This is a genomic window from Methylobacterium mesophilicum (genome assembly GCF_036441335.1).
In the GTDB taxonomy this organism is placed as follows: Bacteria; Pseudomonadota; Alphaproteobacteria; order Rhizobiales; family Beijerinckiaceae; genus Methylobacterium; species Methylobacterium mesophilicum_B.
In genome coordinates this window covers 18023-36040 of the sequence record NZ_MLBW01000029.1, presented here as the reverse complement: position 1 = coordinate 36040, position 18018 = coordinate 18023, and the positions used below count along the sequence as shown (strand labels likewise).

The window sequence follows — 18018 nt, the reverse complement described above, 5'->3', positions numbered from 1 at the left end:
GGGGGCAGGGCGCCGAACATGCGCAGCGGGGCGCGAGCCGGCGCCTCGGGCTCGGCGACGGACGCCGCCGCGGCGACCTGCGGCTGCATGGTCGGCGCGGTCGGGGGCACGAAGCCGTTGAAGCCCGGGGGGATGGCCGCCGGCACGTCATCGGCCGAGACGTCGACCTGCGGGCGCGCCTGCTGCATCAGGCGGGCGATGTCGGCCGTGGAGAGGGCGCCGAACGGCGCGAGACCTGCGGACACGACGCGCTCCTACTTGCCGATGAACTTCGAGGCGGTGCCGGCGATGGCCAGACCGCCGCCGAGCAGCTGCTGAAGCACGCCCGGCTGCGGGATCTTCTGCACCGACGTGCCGCTCGAGGAGCCGCCAAGGCCCGCGATGGGATCGACGATGCCGGCATAGAGGCCGAGCTGCCTCCAGGGCGAGGCCTGCTGGTCGGCGAACTGCTCCTGTGCGGCGTCGAGCTGGGCCTGGCGGTCCGCGTCGAGGGCGGCGCCGACACCCGCCAGGGTCAGCCCGGGGCGCTGGAGGTTGTCGATGTTCGTCCCGACCATGCCGAGGCCCTGGAGCGCCGCGGCCCGGTCCGACTGCGCGGCCGAGATCCGCATGCCCGACTTCTGGAGCTCGTTCTGGATGTTCTGGCCATCGATGCCGGCCAGTGCGGTCGCGCCGCCGAGCGCCGTCGTGTTCGTCGAGTTGTAGAGCCCGGCCCCGGACAGCGCGAGGCCGGCGTTGGCCTGCTCGGCGTTGTTGATGGAGCCGTAGAGCCCCTGCTGCAGGCTGGTCCGGGCGTTGCGCGAGCTGTCGATCGCCGTGGCCGCCTGCGCCTGCCGGGTGCGCTCGTTGTCATAGTCGGTGTAGCGGGCCTGCGTGGCGATCCCGCTGAGGGAGTCGGCGATGGTCGCGGCATACCGACCCGAGCCGCTGCGGCCGGCCGCGCCCATCGACTGGGCGATCTTCGAGGCTGCCTCGCCCTGGCTCCGGCCGATCACCGCGTCGAGGTACGGGTTCGCGCCGCCCAGGAACTTGCCGTCCGCGGCATCCTGCAGCGACTTTTCCGCCTGCGTCTGGCCGGAGAGCCCGTTGAGCAGGCCGGTGTAGCCGTCGGTCGAGAGGTTATAGTCGCCCCGGGTCAGCGCCCGCGCCGTCGAGTAGGCGAGGTTGTTCGGGTCCGCCATCTGGTCGGCCAACGACGAGACCCGCGACGTGTCGATCTTGCCGATGCCGTCCAGGGTGGAGAGCGCGGACTGGATGCCCGAGGTGGTGCCGCCGTTCTGCAACAGGCCGGTCAGGTAGCTGTCGCCGGCCTTGGCCGCGCCCTGGCCCGCGTTGGCGCTGCCCGCGATCGTGTCGAGCGCGGCGAGCGAAGTGTCGCCCAGGCCGGCGTAGCGCTGCCCGGTGTAGACCTGCGAGCCGACGCCCGAGTTGTACGCGTTCGTCGCCCCCGCGAGCACGCCCTGGAGCGCGGGCTGTGCCGGCGCCCACGGGTCGTTGTTCTGCTGCTGGACCGTGGTCTGGGTCTTGGTACCGCCGCCCATGTCAGGCCCCGATGCGCTTCACGAAGTGGGTGCCGAGCTCGCAGGCCGCGGCGGTGTAGTCCGGCAGCACGCGGGCCCAGCCGCGGCGGCCGACGAACTCGACGGTGGTGCAGCCGAGCCGGGCGGCGCCGCGCTCGACGGCGGCGATGACGGCGCCCCACGGGCCGGCCGCGCGCCCGCCGGCCGGCCGCGCGCCCGCCGAGCGACAGCACCCAGCAGGACAGGCGGCCGCCGCGGTGCTGGCGGACCTGCGTCACGCCCGCCGCCACGAACCGGTCGCCGTCGAAGATCCCGACGAGTTGGGCCTCGCCCGCCACGCAGGACGCGAGCAGGCCGGCCACGGTCAGGTCGCAGCGGGGCAGGGCGCAGGCGGCGCCCAGACATGCCTCGACGCGCTCGGCGAGGTCAGGCGCGAGCGGCATCGACAGGGGCTGGAGGTGCATTCAGGCCCGGCGCATCTCGAAGCGGAAGGTCCGGTCCGTGGCCGGGTTCAGATCATGCCCGACCGTGAAGCTGCGGCGGTCGGCCGAGACGAGCCAGAGCTGCGCCTTCGACGCGGATTCCGTGATTGGGACCCAGCGCGGCAGCGCGCCCGGGCCGCAGTTCTCGCAGGGCACGACGGTGCGCGAGACGCCGTTGGCCAGGGTGAAGGTGTTCGACGCGATCGCGTTGGTGGCGCCGCGCGCGAGGTCGCCGATCGCGCGCGCGAACAGCGACAGGTCCTTCTCGTTCTGACCGGGGACATTCATCGGGCGCCCTCCGCGGTTGCGTCCGGCTCGATCGCCGCGACGTAGGACCAGGTCGTGCCAGCCGGGATCCGCACCCGGGCGCGGTGGTACCGGCCTGAGGCGCGCGCCGGGGCGAACCGCTCCACGGTCGCGGCGCTCTCGGTGAGCCACCGCACCGCAACCGAGGCGCCGAGGCTCTCGCGCACGCCCATCGTCACGCGCCAGTCGTCGGCATCTGTGTCGAGCCGGACGCCGCGCACGAACGCCCGGTTCGGCCGGGCCAGCATGGCGTCGGGGGTCTGCACCACCGCCTCGAGCGGCGCCCCGTCAAGCACGGCGAGGCGGTTGTCGGTCGTCATCACCGCGAGCAGCGTCGCGCCGCCCTGGTACATCGGGTCGTCGAGCGAGGGCTGGGCCGGGTCGTCGATCGACCCCTCGATGCTGTCGACCGAGGTGTCCGGCGTCGCGGCCGACATGCCGAAGCGGATCGGGGTGTTGAGGAACGACCAGCGGTCGAGGAGCCAGTCGTACAGCAGGGCCTCGCCCAGCAGGGACGGGTCCGAGGCGTCGGTGCCGGCGAGCCGGTAGGCGAACAGGATGCGCTCGCCGGTCGGGTCGCGGAACGCCACCGTCATGCCGACCCGCTCCGGATCGACGCGGCCCTGGAAGAACCGGTTCACCCGCTCGGCGCCGATCGGCTGCGAGGGGCCGCCGCCGATCACGAGGGCATAGAACCCATCGCGGTCGAGGAAGAAGATGCGCGGCCCGACCTTGGCGATGCACCAGGGCGCCACCGCGCCGCGGTTCTCCTCGAGCACGGAGCAGTCGAAGATGTTGCCGGAATTCGGGCTCAGCGTCATGCGCCGGATCGCCCGCTCCTGGAAGATCACGCCGTACTCGCCGCCTGCGAAGCCGGTCACGGCGCCGCCGTCGGGGAGCTGCTGCTCGTCGGCCTCGTGACCGTCGAGGCCGAGGCCCCACTGCTCGATGTCGCCGCTGTCCGACCACCGGACCGACTGCGGCTTGTCCGGCAGGCCGGCGAGCACGAGGAAGTCGCCGACGACGCCCATGTGCCGGGCTCGGGGCGGGTTGCCGAGGAGATCCGTGAACGGCTGCGTGCCAGCCTGGACGACGTCGATGGTGGCCTTCTGCACTGGGGTGCCGGCCGAGCAGGCGAGCAACAGGGTGCCGTAGACCGCGAAGGACCAGTAGTCCCCGGGCGGCACGCTGTAGGATGTGCTCGGGTTCGTCACCTCGTGCCAAGCCTGATCCGTGGTCTTGTAGACGAACAGGCCCTTCGACGTGCCGGCCACGTAGATCGGGAAGTTGTAGGTCGGAGAGAACACCGCGATGGCGCCGCGGCACTCGGCCGGCAGGGCGAGCGACAGCGGCACCGGCGCCAGGACCGGGCCGTACCCGTCGGAGCGCGGCACCACGTTCGTCGCGATCGCCGAGACCGCAGCGTCGACCGAGGCCGTATCGGGCGCGAACGGCGCCAGCTTGATCGGGTCGGCCACGGCTCAGTTCGGCGTGTCGCGGGCGGTGGCCTCGGCCTGATCCTCAGCCGCGCGGCGCGGGCGCCCGCCCGTCTTCTGCGAGTCGCCCTGGCCCATCAGCGCCTGGAGGAACGCCATGCCGTCGGCGAGCCACCTCTGGTTCCGGGCCTCGTCCTTCTGGAACCGGTAGGCCTCGGCCATGACGCCGTAGAGGTACAGCTCCGGCGCCTTGGTCAGGAGCCAGTTGGTCGGCGCCGCGGCGGAGAGCGCCGGGATCTGCCGGTAGTAGGTCAGGCTGACCTTGCCCGGCTGTAGCGAGCGGGTCTGCACTTGGTCGCCGAGGACCGTGAAGTACTGCGGATCGCCGTTCGGCCGGAACCGGTGCCGGAACTCCGGGCTGTCCGGCTCGACGTAGCGCAGCATCTGCACGCGCGAGAGGTCGGCCGAGGACCACTGCAGCGCGATCCACTCCAGATAGTCGGTCGGGACCGCGTAGCCGGGCGTGCCGTCGACCGCGAGCAGGCCGGCGGTGGCCATCATCTCCCGGGTGCGGAGCTGCCGGTTGAGCCACGCCTCCGTGACGCGCACGAAGTACGGCAGGAACTCGGTCAGGTCGGTGCGCGCGAGGTAGTTCTCGAACGCGGCCGACAGGCTCGGGTAATCGGTGATCTCGACGGCCATGGGCGCCTCAGAGGTAGTAGGCCTGGACCTGGCCGGTGGAGGCGATGACGTTCGAGCGCCCGCGCAACGCCCGCAGCTCGTCGTCGACGATCTGGGCCTGCATCTGCGCCATCGGCGCGCTGCGCAGGGCGTTCAGCGCGAGGTGCCACTTCGCCCGGGCCGCGATCAGGCCAGAGGCTTCGTCGGTCCAGGCGTTCGCCTCGTCGAGCGCAGGCGCCGGCAGGCGGACATGCGCCATGATCCGCACCGTCCAGACGTCGGACGGCATCGGCCACAGCCGAAGCGAGCGCTCGAAGTACGCGTAGGCGCACGGCCGCGACTGGCTCGTGGGCTCGTCGCCCTTCTCGATCCACGCCTCGTCGACACGCTGCAGGACGGTCGGCGTCGCCCCGTCGAGCATGACGACGCTGTCGATCGCCATCAGGTCCGGGATCGCCCCGGCATCGCCGGCCGCGTAGACGTCCGACCCCGCGATGGTCTCGAACGTCACGTAGCCCTCGTTGAAGAAGAAGCGGTCCGGCTGGAAGAACCGGATCGCCCGGTCAACGGCGGTCGCGATCTGCGGGCCGAGGTCCGCGCGCTCGATGTCGTCCGCGATCTCCGCGTACAGGTCGGCGAGCGTCGGCCGCCCGTCCTTGGTCGGCATCGGGCACCGTCTCCGTCTTCGATGACGACGGCGGGGCGCTGGGCTCCGCCGCCAGGACCGCCGCGCCGAGGTGCAGCAGCATCCACGCCGACATCAGCCGTCGTTGTCCGGGGTGTAGTGGAGCACAATCGTGGCCACGCCCGCGGCCGGGGCACCGGCGATCGTGCCGTAGACCGAGGTGTCGGCGGCGAGGCGGCCCTTCAGGGTCGCGGTGTCGATGCGCTTCGCGCCGGCCGCGGTCACAGCGGTGTCGGCCGCGGCGGCGAGGTCGTTGCCGCCCGCGGCCGAACCGAGGACGAGCGAGGCGCCAGCCGAGAAGGCGGTCTCCACCAGCACGAGCAGCGAGGTGATGAGCGCGCCGGCCGGCAGGGACGCCGGCATGACGAAGGCGCCGTTGGCGAAGTTCACGGTCTTGCGGATGGTGTGCGAGGTCTGCTCGCGCAGCTCGCGCGCGGGCGGCTGCACCGGGGTGACGTTGCTGGGCACGGTGGCCTCCAGGTTCGGAACAGGCAGGGAGAAGCGATGGGCCGGAGCGCGAGGCCCCGGCCCGGGTCAGCCGTCAGGCTGGGTCGGCGATCAGGCGTCGACCGGCTTGGCGTAGGTCGGGATCACGATCGTGCCGAAGTCGTCGCCGTTGAAGGTCGTCTTTTTCAGGCCCCAGATCGCCCAGGCCGAGACCTCGAGGTTGCGCTTGTGGTCGAGCAGCTCCTCGTTCCAGCGGTACCGGGTGTCGCCGCCGGCCTTGCCGTAAGCGATGGTCGCCGCCTGGGCGCCGAGCAGCACCGCACGCCGGGTGAGCGGCACCGCGGACATGCCGTCGGGGGAGACGCCCGCTGTGACGTCCTGCGCCTCGCGGAGCACGACACCGTTGTACTCGCCCAGCGCGCCCGAGAAGATCGGGCTCTTGCTTGACTCCATGCCGGCCATCGCGGCCTTCTGGATGTCGAGCCACTGGCCGGCGTTGGTGTTGGTCCGCAGCGCCGTGACCTGCTCGGAGGCGAGATACAGCACATAGAGCTTGCGCCCGTTGACCACGACCGGGCGGATCATGACTTTGCGGTTCTTGCCGCCGGTCTTGGCCAGCTCGACCGCCTTGTCGATCAGGTCGAGCGTGAAGCCGTCCGCGTTGGTCAGGGCGGCATCGTCGGCCCGGCCGTTCGGGCGGAAGATGCGGCCCGCCGACGCCGCGGTGACGACGTTGTTGGCGGTGAACTTCTTGGCGCCGTTGAGCTGATTGGCCGGTGTGAAGCCGCAGACGTGGTTGAAGAAGCACACCGTGCGGCGGGTCTGGAACCAGTCGGCGATGCCGGCGCGGGCGGTCTCGCGCAGGTTGAAGGGCACGCGCTGCTGGTCGATCGTGTTCTCCGACTTCACGCCGACGACCTCACCGAGCTCGTCGATGGTGACCTTGTCGGAGTTGACGCCGATCTGCTCGCCGTTGCCCTCGGCCACGTCGGACGAAGAGAAGCCCGGGCCGCGGAGCTGCATGCGCAGGCCGAAGGTGACCTGGTCGCCATTGCCCTTCTTGGTCTCGGTCTTCTCCTGGATCACGGCGTCGTCGCCGGTGCCGACCAGGGGATCGATGTCGATGGACTTGTTGGCCTCGGCCGCGAGCTTCTTGCTCCACAGCTTGACGGCCATCGGGTCGTTCTGCCCGAACGCGGTGTAGGACATGGGGGTGCCTCTGAAGGCTGGATTCCGTGGGATGGGGTTCGTGCGGGCCGTGCGTCGGCGCGCGGACGGAAGCCGGGCCCCAGAATGACCGTTGGGGACGGGGTCGGACGGGCGCCGTGCGTGGCGCGGACGAAGGCACTGACGCGGCCGGGCGGATCCTGACGTGGATCAGACGAACGACCGGACACGCGAGAGCATCCCGCCTTGCAGCAGGGTGCGGCTCGGAGCCGGACGGAAACTGGGGAAGCGCAGAGACGGGGCAAGGCCCGCACGTCTCGCGACAGATAATCCTTTGAGCGGGTTCGCCCGTCGGGTCAATCGGAAAATCGAGCCGAGCTTGGTGTGGCCCTTACCTGTTCGGCCGCTTCGGTAAGGCAGACACAGCCCCGGCATAGGAAGCTGCCTTGCTGCAGTGGATATCCGGACACGATCCAACCCTGGAAGTCCTGTCATGTTGCTCAGGGCGCCGCCGGATCAATGTGCCAATATGCTCAAAAGCTGGCGAATATGCATATCCTCATTTCAGAGATATCGTTCGACTAAAAAGCGACCCGCCGAAGGCCGGTTTAATCCTCATATGCAACTAACTTCGCATCAGATTTCGTATTAATGATAATTTAAGCACCGAAGTGTACTTTTCGGTCGGATAAACAGGATTCCGGGTGCCGATATGCTGCGTAATTCAAAAATACTAGTCAAGGCAACTATTCCGCTGCTTATCATGGCAGTGGTGGCTGCGGGGTTGGTGTCCTATGCCATAAGCGGCCTCAATCAACTCGCAGGCCAGACGCGCGAGATCGTCGACCTACAGGCTGTTCGCCTCGAACGCATCCTGGCGGTACAAGTCAACACCAACGACGCCGCCGTCCTGGCACGCAACCTCATCTTGGAAACCCGCGATGAAGAGATGGCCGGCTACAAAGCCCGCTATGACGCGGCCGTTAAGACCTCACTCGATGCTGTAAACACCCTGATCGAGATGGCCGATACGCCTGATCGGAAAGCCACCAATCAGACGCTGCAAGGTATACTAAAAGATTTCTATGCTGCCTTGGACAAGTCAAATGCTCTCGGTCTCAAGAACAACAATGACGCGGCTGCAAAAGTGCTCCTGACCGAAGCCTCTAGCGCGCGCACGAAGATGCGAGATTTTGTCCAAAGTCGCGTCGAACGGCTGAATGCCGAGCTGCGCCAAGCCCGTGATGATGCGGAGCAGGCCGTGACCACAGCTAAAACCGTGCTGATTGGCGCCTCCGTGGCCGGCCTGATCGGCGCAATCGCGCTCTCGGCCCTGATCGTGATCTTCGGCATCACCCGCCCGCTGGGCAGCCTGGTGGGCGTTCTGCAGCGGATGGCCCGCGGAGAGGTCGACGCCGAGATCCGCGAGGCCGCCCGCGGCGACGAGATCGGCGCCGTCGGCAAGGCGGTCGAGGGCATCAAGGCCATGGTCGCTCGCAAGGCCGCCGAGGAGGCCGAGGTGAAGCGCCGCGCCGATGAGGCCGCGGCCGCCGAGCGCAAGCGCACCATGATCGAGCTCGCCGACGGTTTCGAGCGCGCCGTCGGCGGCATTGTCGGCATGGTCTCGTCCTCCGCCACCGAGCTCCAGGCCACCGCCCAGCAGATGACCGCCACCGCGCAGGAGACCGCCGCGCAATCGACCAGCGTGGCCGCGGCCGCCGAGGAGGCCTCGACCAACGTCAACACGGTCGCGGCCGCCGCCGAGGAACTCGGCTCGTCCGTGCAGGAGATCGGCCGGCAGGTGCAGGGATCGGCTGGGCTCGCTCAGGCCGCGGTCGGCGAGGCCGACCAGACCGCCCACCTCGTCCAGGCGCTCAGCCAGAACGCGGCGCGGATCGGCGACATGGTCGGGATGATCTCGGGCATCGCCGCCCAGACCAACCTGCTGGCCTTGAACGCCACGATCGAGGCCGCGCGCGCTGGCGCCGCAGGGCGGGGCTTCGCGGTGGTGGCGACTGAGGTAAAAGCGCTCGCCGACCAGACTGCCAAGACGACGGAAGAGATCAGCCGCCAGATCGGCGAGGTCCAGGGCGTGACCGCGCAGGCGGTGACGGCGATCGGCGGGATCACGGGGCGGATCCGGGAGATCGACAGCGTGGCGACTTCGATCGCGGCGGCCGTCGAGGAGCAGGGTGCGGCGACCCAGGAGATCGTCCGCAATGTGGCCCAGGCCTCGGCGGGCACCAACGAGGTGACGGGCAACATCGCGGGCGTGGCGCAGGCTTCGGAGGAGACGGGCGCGGCGGCCTCGCAGGTCCTGTCGGCGGCCTCGGAGCTGTCGCGGCAATCCGAGCATCTCGGCGCCGAGGTCAGCCGCTTCCTCGCAACCGTCCGCGCCGCTTGACATGGCTATGTTCGAAATCCTCCCCCTCCCGGTCAGGCCTCACGGCACGCACCAGTTCGACCGGCTGCACGCGGACTTAGCCGCCGCGCACAAAAGTGGCGCGGAGCTCGGCCCCCGAGCCCCCCACATCCAAGCAGGTGGCGACAGGCTGCTCGAACTGACGTGCGCCTTGGAACGCGCGATCGAGGAACTGGATCTCACGGTGATTAAGCTCGGTCTCCGGGATCCGGACATGCGTGAAGCCCTGCGAGACTTTGTCATCAAGACCGAGAGCCTCGCCAACACGGCACAGAGCTTTGCTCACACCGTGCACGGCCTCGCCGGCCTCGCGCAGCGGTTCCCAGCCACCCTCTGACTGCGTTCGCGACTTCGGGCCGGACGTAAGACCGGCCTCAGCATCAAATGGAGGCCGGCTTGGGCAGGCTGTTGTTGATCTCTGACGACCGGCCCCGAACCGAACGCTTGGCCCGTTGCCTCGGCCCGGACCGCTGCTACGCCGTCCACGAGCTGTCTGACGAGGCCATGCCGTTCGGGCAGCCGGACCTGATCGTCAGCGACGTCGCCCATCTCACCTCCGAGGCAATGATGCGCCTGCGGCGGGTGCTGGAGCCGCTACGTGCGACTGGCGCACCCTTCCTGTTCCTGACCCACGGCCAAGCCGCCCGCGCCGAGGCCCAAGCCCGACTCCTGACCCCGACCGACATTCTCCCGGCTCTGACCATCCTCGATCGGCTGCTGGCTCGAATCGACAGGCTTCAGGTGGTCGGAGGTTCCGCCGTCGCCGCTCGGATGGCGGAAGAGGCTCGGCAGTTCTTTGATCGGACCTTCTTCTCCGACCAGATCGTGACACCTGAGCTGGCAAGCACCGGCACTGGCCTGATCGCCCGCGCCGTGCAGCACTGTGGCATCCGCGAGTGGCTCCGGGCGGTCCAGCGCTTCGATGAGGCCACGCACCGGCACTGTCTGATCGTCACTGGCTTGGCAGCCGCGTTCGCGACCAAGCTCGGCTTTGCCGAACTCGACAGCTACCGCCTGACCAAGGCTGCGCTGCTGCACGACGTCGGCAAGACCCGCATCTCGGCCGAGATCCTGAACAAACCCGGTCGGCTCACCGACGAGGAGATGGCGGTGATGCGCACCCACGCGGCGCTCGGCTATGACATGCTGGTCGGCAGCGGCTTCTCACCGGAGATGCTGCAGGTCGTGCGCTCGCACCACGAGATGCTCGACGGATCGGGCTACCCCGACGGGCTGCAGGCGCCCGAGATCCCCGATCTGGTGCGATTGGTGACGATCTGCGACATCTACGGCGCGCTCATCGAACGCAGGCCCTATCGGGCACCGATGCCGGGCGGAGACGCCTACGGGATCGTGCAGTCTATGACTGGACGGCTCGACGCCGATTTGGTTGCCGCGTTCCACCCAGTCATGGTTGCGTTCGATCTGGGGGCAGCACCGAAAATCTGAGCGAGCGAACTGGCGAGTTACAGGTCGAGCGCCGCTCTGCTGGTGATTCCCCAGCATCAGATTTACACCAGATCTCGGCTTATCCTAGTCAGCCGCCCATGAGCGCGCGGACGCGGGCCGGGTTCGAGGCGAGCAGCCTCTCAAAGTCCGCCTCGGACATGCTGGACAGCGTCTCCAGTGTAATCTCGCCGGCGGGCTGGCCGCCGGCGGCCGAGAGCGAGCGGCCCGGGCCCGCCTGCCCACGGCGGCGGTCTCCTCCGGCGCAGCAGCCCGGGCGGGGGCGGGCTCCGGCGCCTTCGGGGCGAAGCCGCGGCTCTTGGCCAGCGCGGCGATCATGGCGGCGGGCGACTGGCCGCGCTGGCGGGCGGTCTGGGCGAGGTTGAACTCCTCCTCGCGCACCGCCTCGATCGCGGCCTTCTGGTCCATCCCGAACAGCGTCAGCTCGGCCACGCGGCCGGCGAACAGGTGCTCATAGGCATCCGCAACCGAGGCGTCGGCCTGGATCGCGGCGCGGAGGTCCTGCTGGTAGAAGCCGATGACCTCGTTCCGCGCGGCCTCAGCCTGGCGGGTTTCCTCGGCCTTCTTCTGGCTTTCGGTGAGCTGGGTCTGGCCCGTGCGCAGCGCCTCGATCTGCTGCTCGAGGTGCTTCGCATACCCGAAGATGTCCTCGGCCGGATCCGGCACCTTTACCGGCTCGGGCGCGGCCGCGGGCTGAGCCGGAGTGGCGGGGCGCTGCATCGCCTCGGACAGGATGCGCAGGCGCTCGTCGCCGCGGGCGAACCGCTCGCGCAACTCGTCGCGCTCCTTCTCGACCGCCTTCCGACGCTCGCGCTCCTCGTGAAGGGCGCCGTGCGGGACGAATTTGCCCTTCTCGTCGCGCGGCTGGGCCTCGGGAGCAGCCTCGGGCTCACCGGCCTCGGGATCGGCCGCGGGGGGCTCGGCAGCGACCGGGGCTGGCTCGGCGGCAGGCGGCGTCAGGCCGGCGGAGGCGGGCGTCTCGTCGCCACGCTCGTAGGCCTCGAAGGCAGCCTGCTCCTCGGGCGTGAAGGCGTCTTCGCCGCCGCCGATGGCGAGGTCGGTATCGGTCATGTGGTCCTCGTGACGTGAAGGGTACGAAAGCCGGTGTGCGCCGCCGGCGGGCGTAAGGGGTCAGGCGGCGGCTTCCGCCGCCTGGGCTGCGGCCTCGGGAGCCGTCAGGAGCTGGGCGAGCTGGACGGCGGCAGAGGCGTGATCCTGGTGGGTGAGCGCCTGCTCGCGCCCGGCCTTGGCGTTCTTCAGGTTGGCGCCGGCGGCCATGTCCCGGATCCGGGCGACCGCCGTCTGCACGGCGAGGGCCTTCTGCTGCTCCTGCTCGGGCGTGTCGGCCGTCTGGGCAAGCAGGTCGCGCATCTTGGCCACAAACGAGGCCGGGAACGGCGAGTAAGGCAGGATCTCGAGCAGGACCTGCGGCGTGATCATGTCCTTGATGATCGGCAGGACCGAGGTGAAGGTCTGCCAGACGATCTGCTGCTGGTTCGGGGAGGCCGGGGCATCGTCGATCACCACGTCGAAGTCGCCCATGGTCTGGTCGCGGATGAGCGGCACGACCTTGGCGCCCTCGTCGCCCACGATCCGGATCAGGCGGCCGTCCGAGAGGTACGTCTGGATGAAGAACAAGCGCACCCGGCCGATATGCTTCCGGGCCCGACGCAGGGAGTCGAACAGCGTCGCCAGGATCGTCATGGCGGCTTGCTTGCGCTGGTACTCCAGCACGCCGGCCTGGTCGTTCTGCTTCTGACCGAGCAGCTCCAAGTTCACGCCCGACGTGTCGCGGATGGAGCCGATCGCGAATTCCATGAGCTGCCAGTGTCCCGACGGCAGTACCGGGAGCGGCTTCTCCTTCATGCGCGCCGACATCAGCGCGCCGTCGGACACCCACGACACGGCGCCGGGTTTGGCGATGCTGGCCTCGAAGGCGCGCTGGTCGGGGACGGCGCCCTTCTCCATGATCCAGCCGCCCTTGGATTGGCGGTTGAGCATGTCGAGGGTCTGCGACAGCCACTTGTTGGCGAAGCGCTGCGGGTCGCGCATCGGGCGCACGATGCCGAACCACGTGCCCTTGTTGTGGTCGCGGTCGCCGGTCAGGCAGGCGTAGGAGAACTGGTCGCCGGCCGGGGCCGGGCCCTCCTCCAGCACCACGGCGCCAAGGAAGGCGCGGCGGTAGACCCGCTTCATCCGGTGGAAGACCTTCAGCGGGATGCCGACCATCTCGGCGCGGCGGGCGAGGACGGCAGCCTGCTTCGGCTCCATCTCCTGCAGCTCGCCGGTCGTGGGCTCGATCACCACCGCGACGCGGGCTCGCTCCCACCACTGGCACTCGACGATCGTGACGCGCCAGGACGAGGCGTCGCCATCCTGGCCGGGGCGGTCGATGCGGCGCTCGCCGGGCTGGATCTCGCGGTGCTCGCCGTCGTCGTCGCGGTCCTCGGCCCAGGCGGCGTCGAGGAGCGCGGGGTCGACGTCGGGGAACAGGGCCTCGGCCTCGGCCCGATCCATCGTCTTCGCGCGGAACAGGCGCCGGGCGTCGGCGAGGTTCCGCTTCCGCGCGGCGGCGTCCCAGATCATCTCCAGGGCGTTGACCCGATCCTCGACGTAGGCGCCGTCCGGATTGGTCTCATAGTCGAGACGCATCTCGACCCAGCCCATGCCGCAGATCGCGCAGTCGACGAATGCGTCGGATTCCTCGTCCTCCGCCTCGGCCTCGTCCGCGAGGTAGCGCGACGCCTCGGTCAGCAGCTCGTTCTTGGCCGCGTCGCCGATCTCGCGGGGCAGGTACTGAATGTCCTGCCGGCTGTTCACCTCGGAGCCGGCCACCGCCTTGATGACGGGCAGGATCCGGTTGAACGTCACCGGCGGCCGGCCCTGCTGGCGCAGCACGGCCTCGTCCTCGGTGCTCCACTGGCGCCCGGCCACGAAGTCGAAGTCCTCGCGGGCATCCTCGCGCCACTTCGCGGAGGCCTCGCGATCGGTGCGGTACCAGCCGCGCAGGCGCCGCAGCAGCGCCTCGCGGTCGAGCTCAGCCTGATCCACCGCCTCGCCGTCGAGGGCGGGCGCGTCCGTGTCCGTCATGCCGCCCAACCTGATCCTGATGTCGATTCCTCCGCCTCGCGGCGGCGCCGGCGCGCGTAGACGTCGTTCGGACCATCCACCGGCGGATCGTCCTCACGGGGCTCGGCGATGCCGATGGCGAAGTACCGGAAGGCGTCGGCCGCGTGGCTCGCCCAGTCGTGCAGAGGGGCCTTGGAGAAGGCCTGCGTGTTCGGGTCGACGTCGAACCGGTAGTTCCGGAGCGCCTGCAGCCCGTCGGCGCAGGCCTCCTCGTCGAACCAGCACCGCGCGAAGATCTTGCGGGCCGCGTCGATGCCGGCGGCCACCGTGAGGCGCGGGGTGATCCGGACGCGATGCCCGGCCGCCCACATCTGCTGCTCGATCGTGCGCTCGGAGGCGAGCAGCTCGTTCCGGGCGTCGTGCGGGAGCCAGTGCTCACCATAGACGTAGCCCTTGCCGCCCTGCTCGACCGGGAGCGCCCGCTCCTTCAGCACCTCGAGGTAGTGGCCGAGCGCGTGGCCACGGTTCTCGTAGAAGTCGATCAGCCGGAACTCGAACCCGACGATCTGGGCGAACCAGATGCTCGTCTTGTCTGCCCGGCCCAGGTCCCAGAACGTGTGAACCGGCTTCGTCGGGTCGTACAGGATCTTCGTGAACCGCTTGGCGGTCGTGGCCGCCAGGATCTCGTTGGCGTAGATCGCCCCGTCGAGCACGGCCTTGCAGTTGCCGCCCCAGACCGTCTCGTAGGCGACCGGGTCGCGCTCCTTCAGGTCCAACGCCTCCTGCCGCAGCACGTCGGGGAACCAGGGATTGTCCTCCCAGCCGATCTTCACGACCCGCGCGCCGGTCGGCGGCCGCTTCACGAAGCGTTGGTAGGTCTCATCCTCCTCCAGCTCCGTGTTGAAGCTGATCCAGATCTCCGAGCCTTCCTTGCGGATGGTCGGGATCAGCACGTCCCAGGACGTCTTTGAGACCGTGCGGGCCTCCTCGACCCAGCAGATGTCCACGCCCTCGGTCGACTTCACCGAGGCGACGTTGTGCCGGAGGCCCTTGAAGATGAACTCGGTCCCGTTCCGGCCGAGGATCCGCTTCTCCTGGACCTCGTACAGGCCATCGAGCCCGAGGAGGTCGATCTGCTGCGCGAAGAGCGCGTGCGCCGATTCCGCGATGCTGTTCTGGAACTCGCGGGCACAGAGCACCCGGAGCGGCCGCTGCGCCCCCATGATGAGGAGCGCCCGGCCGAAGCCCCAGGATTTCGCCCCGCCGCGGCCGCCATAGGCGACCTTGTAGCGGGCCGGCTCGAACAGGAATGCGAGCTTCTCCGGGAACTCAACCTGCATCGGGCGGCTGCCCGGGCCGGATGAAGGTCACCGTCATGCCGGTCGGGATCGCGCCGCCCTCGCCATCGCCGTCGATGGGCTGGGTCGGCTTGCCGTAGCCGCGATCCAGGATGGCGTTGGCTGCCGCGACGCGTGCTGCCTCGCTCTCACCCGCGGTCGCGATCTCGACGAGGACCTGCAACGCGGTCTCGGTGTGCGCGCGCGCGAGGTCGCGCACCTTGGCCGACGCTTTCGGGCGACCGCCAGGGTTACCGGACTGGCCGGGCTGGAACTGGCTCATGGGCCTGTATCGTGCCTGATCTCAGGTCCGCCGCCGCAAGACGCAGCCTGCGCAGGGCGGTCGAACACCCACACCCAGCCCCAGCCGGCGACGAGCACCAGGAGGATGCCGGCGAGGTGCCGGAAGCCGACGATCTCTCGCATCAGCGGAGAACCTTCACCGGGATGCCGAGCATCAGCTCCGCGTCCTCACGGGACAGCTTCGCGATCGGGCTGGACGGCGCGCCGAGGTCGGGGCCGGTCGTCAGCTCGCGCTCGCCGCGATGGACGATCGGGGCGGGCGCGGCCGGTTGGGCGCGGAACAGCCAGCGGAGGACGAGGCGCTTCAGCAGCATGGTCGGGCTCGCAGCATCGCCATGGAGCGGCGGACCTCGAACTCGCCGGCCCGGGCCTCGTCGTACGGGGTCTCGGCCTGGAGCGGCGTGGCGGCCAGCTTCCCGATGACGCCCTGCCGGCGCAGCTGGTCGCCGTAGGCCTGGGCCGCCGGGTCGCGCTGGAGGCGCTGCGCATGGCGAAGCGCCCGGTCCGCGTCGGCCGGGGTGAAGTCGGGGCGTGCGGTCAAAGGATGATCGCCTCATGGGCGCCCGGCTGGAGCACGTGCTGCTCGGCGCCGGTCCAGGTGAAGAGGTACTCGACCGCCCCGCGGTACTTCGGGTTGTCGAGGACGTAGCCGACCGTGTCGTGCCGCCACCGGCGGCCGGTCGGGGAAAGGATGCCGTCGCGGTTCAGCCCCTCGGCGATGGCCTGAAGGGTCGCCCGCGGGCGCTTGCCGCGGCCCCGCTCCCGGAAGATGCGCCGGACGATCGCCGCCTGCTCCGGCACGATGACGAGGCCGCCGGCCCGGTCGGTGGCGTAGCCGTAGGGGACGCGGCCCCCGGCGAAGCCACCGCGGCCAGCTTTGGCGAGCTTCCCGCCCGCGGTCCGGTCCCGGATCGTGAACCGCTCCGATTCCGCCATGCCGGCGAGGATCGCGAACACGGTGCGCCCCATAGGCGTCGCCGTGTCGATCGGCTCGGTGACGGACCGGATGCCGACCTCGTGCGTCTCGGCGAGATCCGCCACCGTGGTCACCGCGTATCGGATCTCACGGGCGAGCCGGTCGAACCGGTAGACCAGCAACACCGAGAACTTCCCGTCGGCTGCGAGCTGCAGGACCTCGCCGAAGCCCGCGCGGTCGGCGGGCCGGGTCGCCCCGGACACGCCCGCGTCGGTGATGACGGCGACGAGCTCGTAGGCCTGGCTCTCGGCGAAGGCGCGGAGGGCTCGCTCCTGCGTCTCCAGCCCAAAACCGTGAGCGGCCTGCTCGTCGGTGGAGACCCTGAGGTAGGCCACCGCCCGGGTGGCCAGAACCGCCTTCGCGGCCTCTTGGGTTTTTATTCTGCCCCGGGCGCGAGCGGTTCGCCGCGACCCTGAAATCGCGGTTAAGTCACTCATATTGCTTATTAATTTACTCTGACGGGGCGGTTCTTGCGGAAATGTCTTGGTAATTCCGCATCGACCTACAAATCAGGCCGCCCGACGCCGCCGGGCTACCATGAACGGCTTGCCCTTCTCGCTCTGTCCGGACAGGCCGAACGTGCGCTTCTCGACGGTGCCGATGAGGGGCCGAAGTTGGCGGATCAGCGACCGAATGCGCCGGCAGTGATGATCGCGGGCTTCGAGGTCGACGTCCTGGCGCCCGGTCGCGCGGAGGCGGCAGAGCGCAAGGCTCTCCTCCTCGATCGCGGTGACGATAGCGTGGGCGCTCATCGGGAACCGATCATGACATGGAACACCGCCCGCGTCTCACGGTGCAACGCCTAAGCTATTGAGCGGGTTCGGTGAAGCTGGGCCCGGACATGCGAACGCCCGGCAGCCATTGGGCTCCGGGCGTGCGTCTCGCGACTAGATTTCTCTGGCTGTTCGCCCGTCGGGTGTCAAGCCGGGGGTGCCTCGACCTCCTCTGGCGCCTCGTCCCGCGCCAGCGCCGCCGCGATCCGGGCCGGCACTCTCTCCGCGTCCGCGAGGTAGACATCGTCCGGCGTCGGCCGCGCGACGCCCCGGGCGGTATGCTGGGCCGCAGTCAGGCCCTCCAGGAGGAAGCGGAAGTGCGCCGCGACCTGAGCCGTGCCCTTCTCGCTGCCCTTGCCCCGCGCGGCCGCGTAGGTCCGGAAAGTCCAGCCCTCGGTCAGGATCGCGCGGAGGAATCGGGCCCCGACGGAGCCGACGGCGCGCTCGAAGCGGGCGGAGAACTTCCGCACCCGCTCGGCGTCCTCGACGCTGTAGATGATGGCCAGCTCGTGGGCGATCGTCTGGTCCCGGGATCCGGAGATGTCCCAGCCGCCGGAACCGAGCCGAGCGCCGGAGCCGCGCTCGTACACGGCCTGGATCAGCCGGCCGACGAAGAGCTGCGCGTCGGTGATGTCCCCGCGGGCGCGCTCGGCGGCCAGCACGTCGACCTGGCGGTTGACGGTGGCCGGGATGAAGGTGCCCAACTCATAGGGGCACGGGACCGTCGCGGCCGCGGGCTGGATCTCGCGGTCGCGCGCGGTGATCGGCTGAGCCGCGGCCGCCCGGCGGCGCGCGCCGGCCGAGCGCTTCTCGATGCGCACGTGCGAGTGGGTTGCCGGCGAGCCGGCGAGGGAGATGGCCTTGGTCCTGGACGCTGCCACGGTGATGCCCCTTAAGGCGGCCGGCCTTCCGCCGATCCGTGACACCTGATCTGCGTCCCGTTTTTG

General features: G+C 69.8%; 19 protein-coding genes and 1 pseudogene. 3 read left to right on the top strand and 17 right to left on the bottom strand.

Annotated features, from left to right (window positions below; translation table 11 throughout):
• The 8 genes and pseudogenes from MMR14E_RS19415 to MMR14E_RS19380 all read right to left on the bottom strand — a co-directional run.
• Nucleotides 1-245, bottom strand: a pseudogene (locus MMR14E_RS19415) (hypothetical protein); the annotation flags it as partial.
• Between the two features lie 9 nt (nt 246-254).
• Entirely contained in the window at nt 255-1541 is a 1287-nt protein-coding gene (locus MMR14E_RS19410; RefSeq protein ID WP_331316539.1) for a hypothetical protein, read from the bottom strand.
• Nucleotides 1542-1984: 443 nt separating this feature from the next.
• A complete protein-coding gene (locus MMR14E_RS19405; protein ID WP_331316538.1) occupies nt 1985-2290 on the bottom strand; it encodes a hypothetical protein in 306 nt (101 codons plus the stop codon).
• Entirely contained in the window at nt 2287-3786 is a 1500-nt protein-coding gene (locus tag MMR14E_RS19400; RefSeq protein WP_331316536.1) for a hypothetical protein, read from the bottom strand. The genes MMR14E_RS19405 and MMR14E_RS19400 overlap by 4 nt, the downstream gene beginning before the upstream one ends.
• Before the next feature lie 3 nt (nt 3787-3789).
• Nucleotides 3790-4446, bottom strand: a complete 657-nt coding sequence (locus MMR14E_RS19395; protein WP_331316535.1) for a phage adaptor protein — start codon at nt 4444-4446, stop codon at nt 3790-3792.
• 7 nt (nt 4447-4453) lie between these two features.
• Nucleotides 4454-5092 carry a hypothetical protein gene (locus tag MMR14E_RS19390; protein ID WP_331316534.1) on the bottom strand — a complete coding sequence of 213 codons (639 nt, stop codon included), beginning with the start codon at nt 5090-5092 and terminating at the stop codon, nt 4454-4456.
• 93 nt (nt 5093-5185) lie between these two features.
• Entirely contained in the window at nt 5186-5578 is a 393-nt protein-coding gene (locus tag MMR14E_RS19385) for a hypothetical protein (RefSeq protein ID WP_331316532.1), read from the bottom strand.
• 90 nt (nt 5579-5668) lie between these two features.
• Nucleotides 5669-6766 carry a N4-gp56 family major capsid protein gene (locus MMR14E_RS19380; RefSeq protein ID WP_331316530.1) on the bottom strand — a complete coding sequence of 366 codons (1098 nt, stop codon included), beginning with the start codon at nt 6764-6766 and terminating at the stop codon, nt 5669-5671.
• A gap of 670 nt (nt 6767-7436) precedes the next feature.
• On the opposite strand from MMR14E_RS19380, the gene MMR14E_RS19375 reads away from it, so the two are divergent.
• The 3 genes from MMR14E_RS19375 to MMR14E_RS19365 are packed head-to-tail and all read left to right on the top strand — an operon-like array spanning nt 7437 to nt 10595.
• The gene (locus MMR14E_RS19375) at nt 7437-9128 is read left to right on the top strand and encodes a methyl-accepting chemotaxis protein (protein WP_331316528.1); all 1692 of its coding nucleotides are present in this window, start codon (nt 7437-7439) and stop codon (nt 9126-9128) included.
• A 7-nt stretch (nt 9129-9135) separates the two neighbouring features.
• Complete coding sequence (locus MMR14E_RS19370; RefSeq protein ID WP_331316526.1) at nt 9136-9483, top strand: hypothetical protein; 348 nt, start codon at nt 9136-9138, stop codon at nt 9481-9483.
• 59 nt (nt 9484-9542) lie between these two features.
• Nucleotides 9543-10595, top strand: a complete 1053-nt coding sequence (locus MMR14E_RS19365) for an HD-GYP domain-containing protein (RefSeq protein WP_331316524.1) — start codon at nt 9543-9545, stop codon at nt 10593-10595.
• An 84-nt stretch (nt 10596-10679) separates the two neighbouring features.
• Here MMR14E_RS19365 and MMR14E_RS19360 read toward each other — a convergent pair whose 3' ends face one another.
• From MMR14E_RS19360 to MMR14E_RS19320, 9 genes are all read right to left on the bottom strand, one after another.
• Nucleotides 10680-11684, bottom strand: a complete 1005-nt coding sequence (locus MMR14E_RS19360) for a hypothetical protein (RefSeq protein ID WP_331316522.1) — start codon at nt 11682-11684, stop codon at nt 10680-10682.
• Nucleotides 11685-11744: 60 nt separating this feature from the next.
• The gene (locus MMR14E_RS19355) at nt 11745-13703 is read right to left on the bottom strand and encodes a portal protein (protein WP_331316520.1); all 1959 of its coding nucleotides are present in this window, start codon (nt 13701-13703) and stop codon (nt 11745-11747) included.
• Entirely contained in the window at nt 13700-15022 is a 1323-nt protein-coding gene (locus MMR14E_RS19350) for a PBSX family phage terminase large subunit (protein WP_331316518.1), read from the bottom strand. Before MMR14E_RS19350 ends, MMR14E_RS19355 begins: the two co-directional genes overlap by 4 nt.
• Entirely contained in the window at nt 15012-15302 is a 291-nt protein-coding gene (locus MMR14E_RS19345; protein WP_056525076.1) for a DUF5681 domain-containing protein, read from the bottom strand. Before MMR14E_RS19345 ends, MMR14E_RS19350 begins: the two co-directional genes overlap by 11 nt.
• A gap of 142 nt (nt 15303-15444) precedes the next feature.
• The gene (locus MMR14E_RS19340; RefSeq protein WP_331316516.1) at nt 15445-15636 is read right to left on the bottom strand and encodes a hypothetical protein; all 192 of its coding nucleotides are present in this window, start codon (nt 15634-15636) and stop codon (nt 15445-15447) included.
• Nucleotides 15627-15863 (bottom strand): hypothetical protein, encoded by a 237-nt coding sequence (locus MMR14E_RS19335; protein ID WP_331316514.1) that lies wholly within the window; start codon nt 15861-15863, stop codon nt 15627-15629. Before MMR14E_RS19335 ends, MMR14E_RS19340 begins: the two co-directional genes overlap by 10 nt.
• Nucleotides 15860-16633, bottom strand: a complete 774-nt coding sequence (locus tag MMR14E_RS19330; RefSeq protein ID WP_331316512.1) for a recombinase family protein — start codon at nt 16631-16633, stop codon at nt 15860-15862. The genes MMR14E_RS19335 and MMR14E_RS19330 overlap by 4 nt, the downstream gene beginning before the upstream one ends.
• 174 nt (nt 16634-16807) lie before the next feature.
• Nucleotides 16808-17050, bottom strand: coding sequence for a hypothetical protein (locus tag MMR14E_RS19325; protein ID WP_331316510.1), 243 nt, complete (start codon nt 17048-17050; stop codon nt 16808-16810).
• A 167-nt stretch (nt 17051-17217) separates the two neighbouring features.
• Nucleotides 17218-17952 carry a hypothetical protein gene (locus MMR14E_RS19320; protein WP_331316508.1) on the bottom strand — a complete coding sequence of 245 codons (735 nt, stop codon included), beginning with the start codon at nt 17950-17952 and terminating at the stop codon, nt 17218-17220.
• Nucleotides 17953-18018 lie beyond the last annotated feature (66 nt).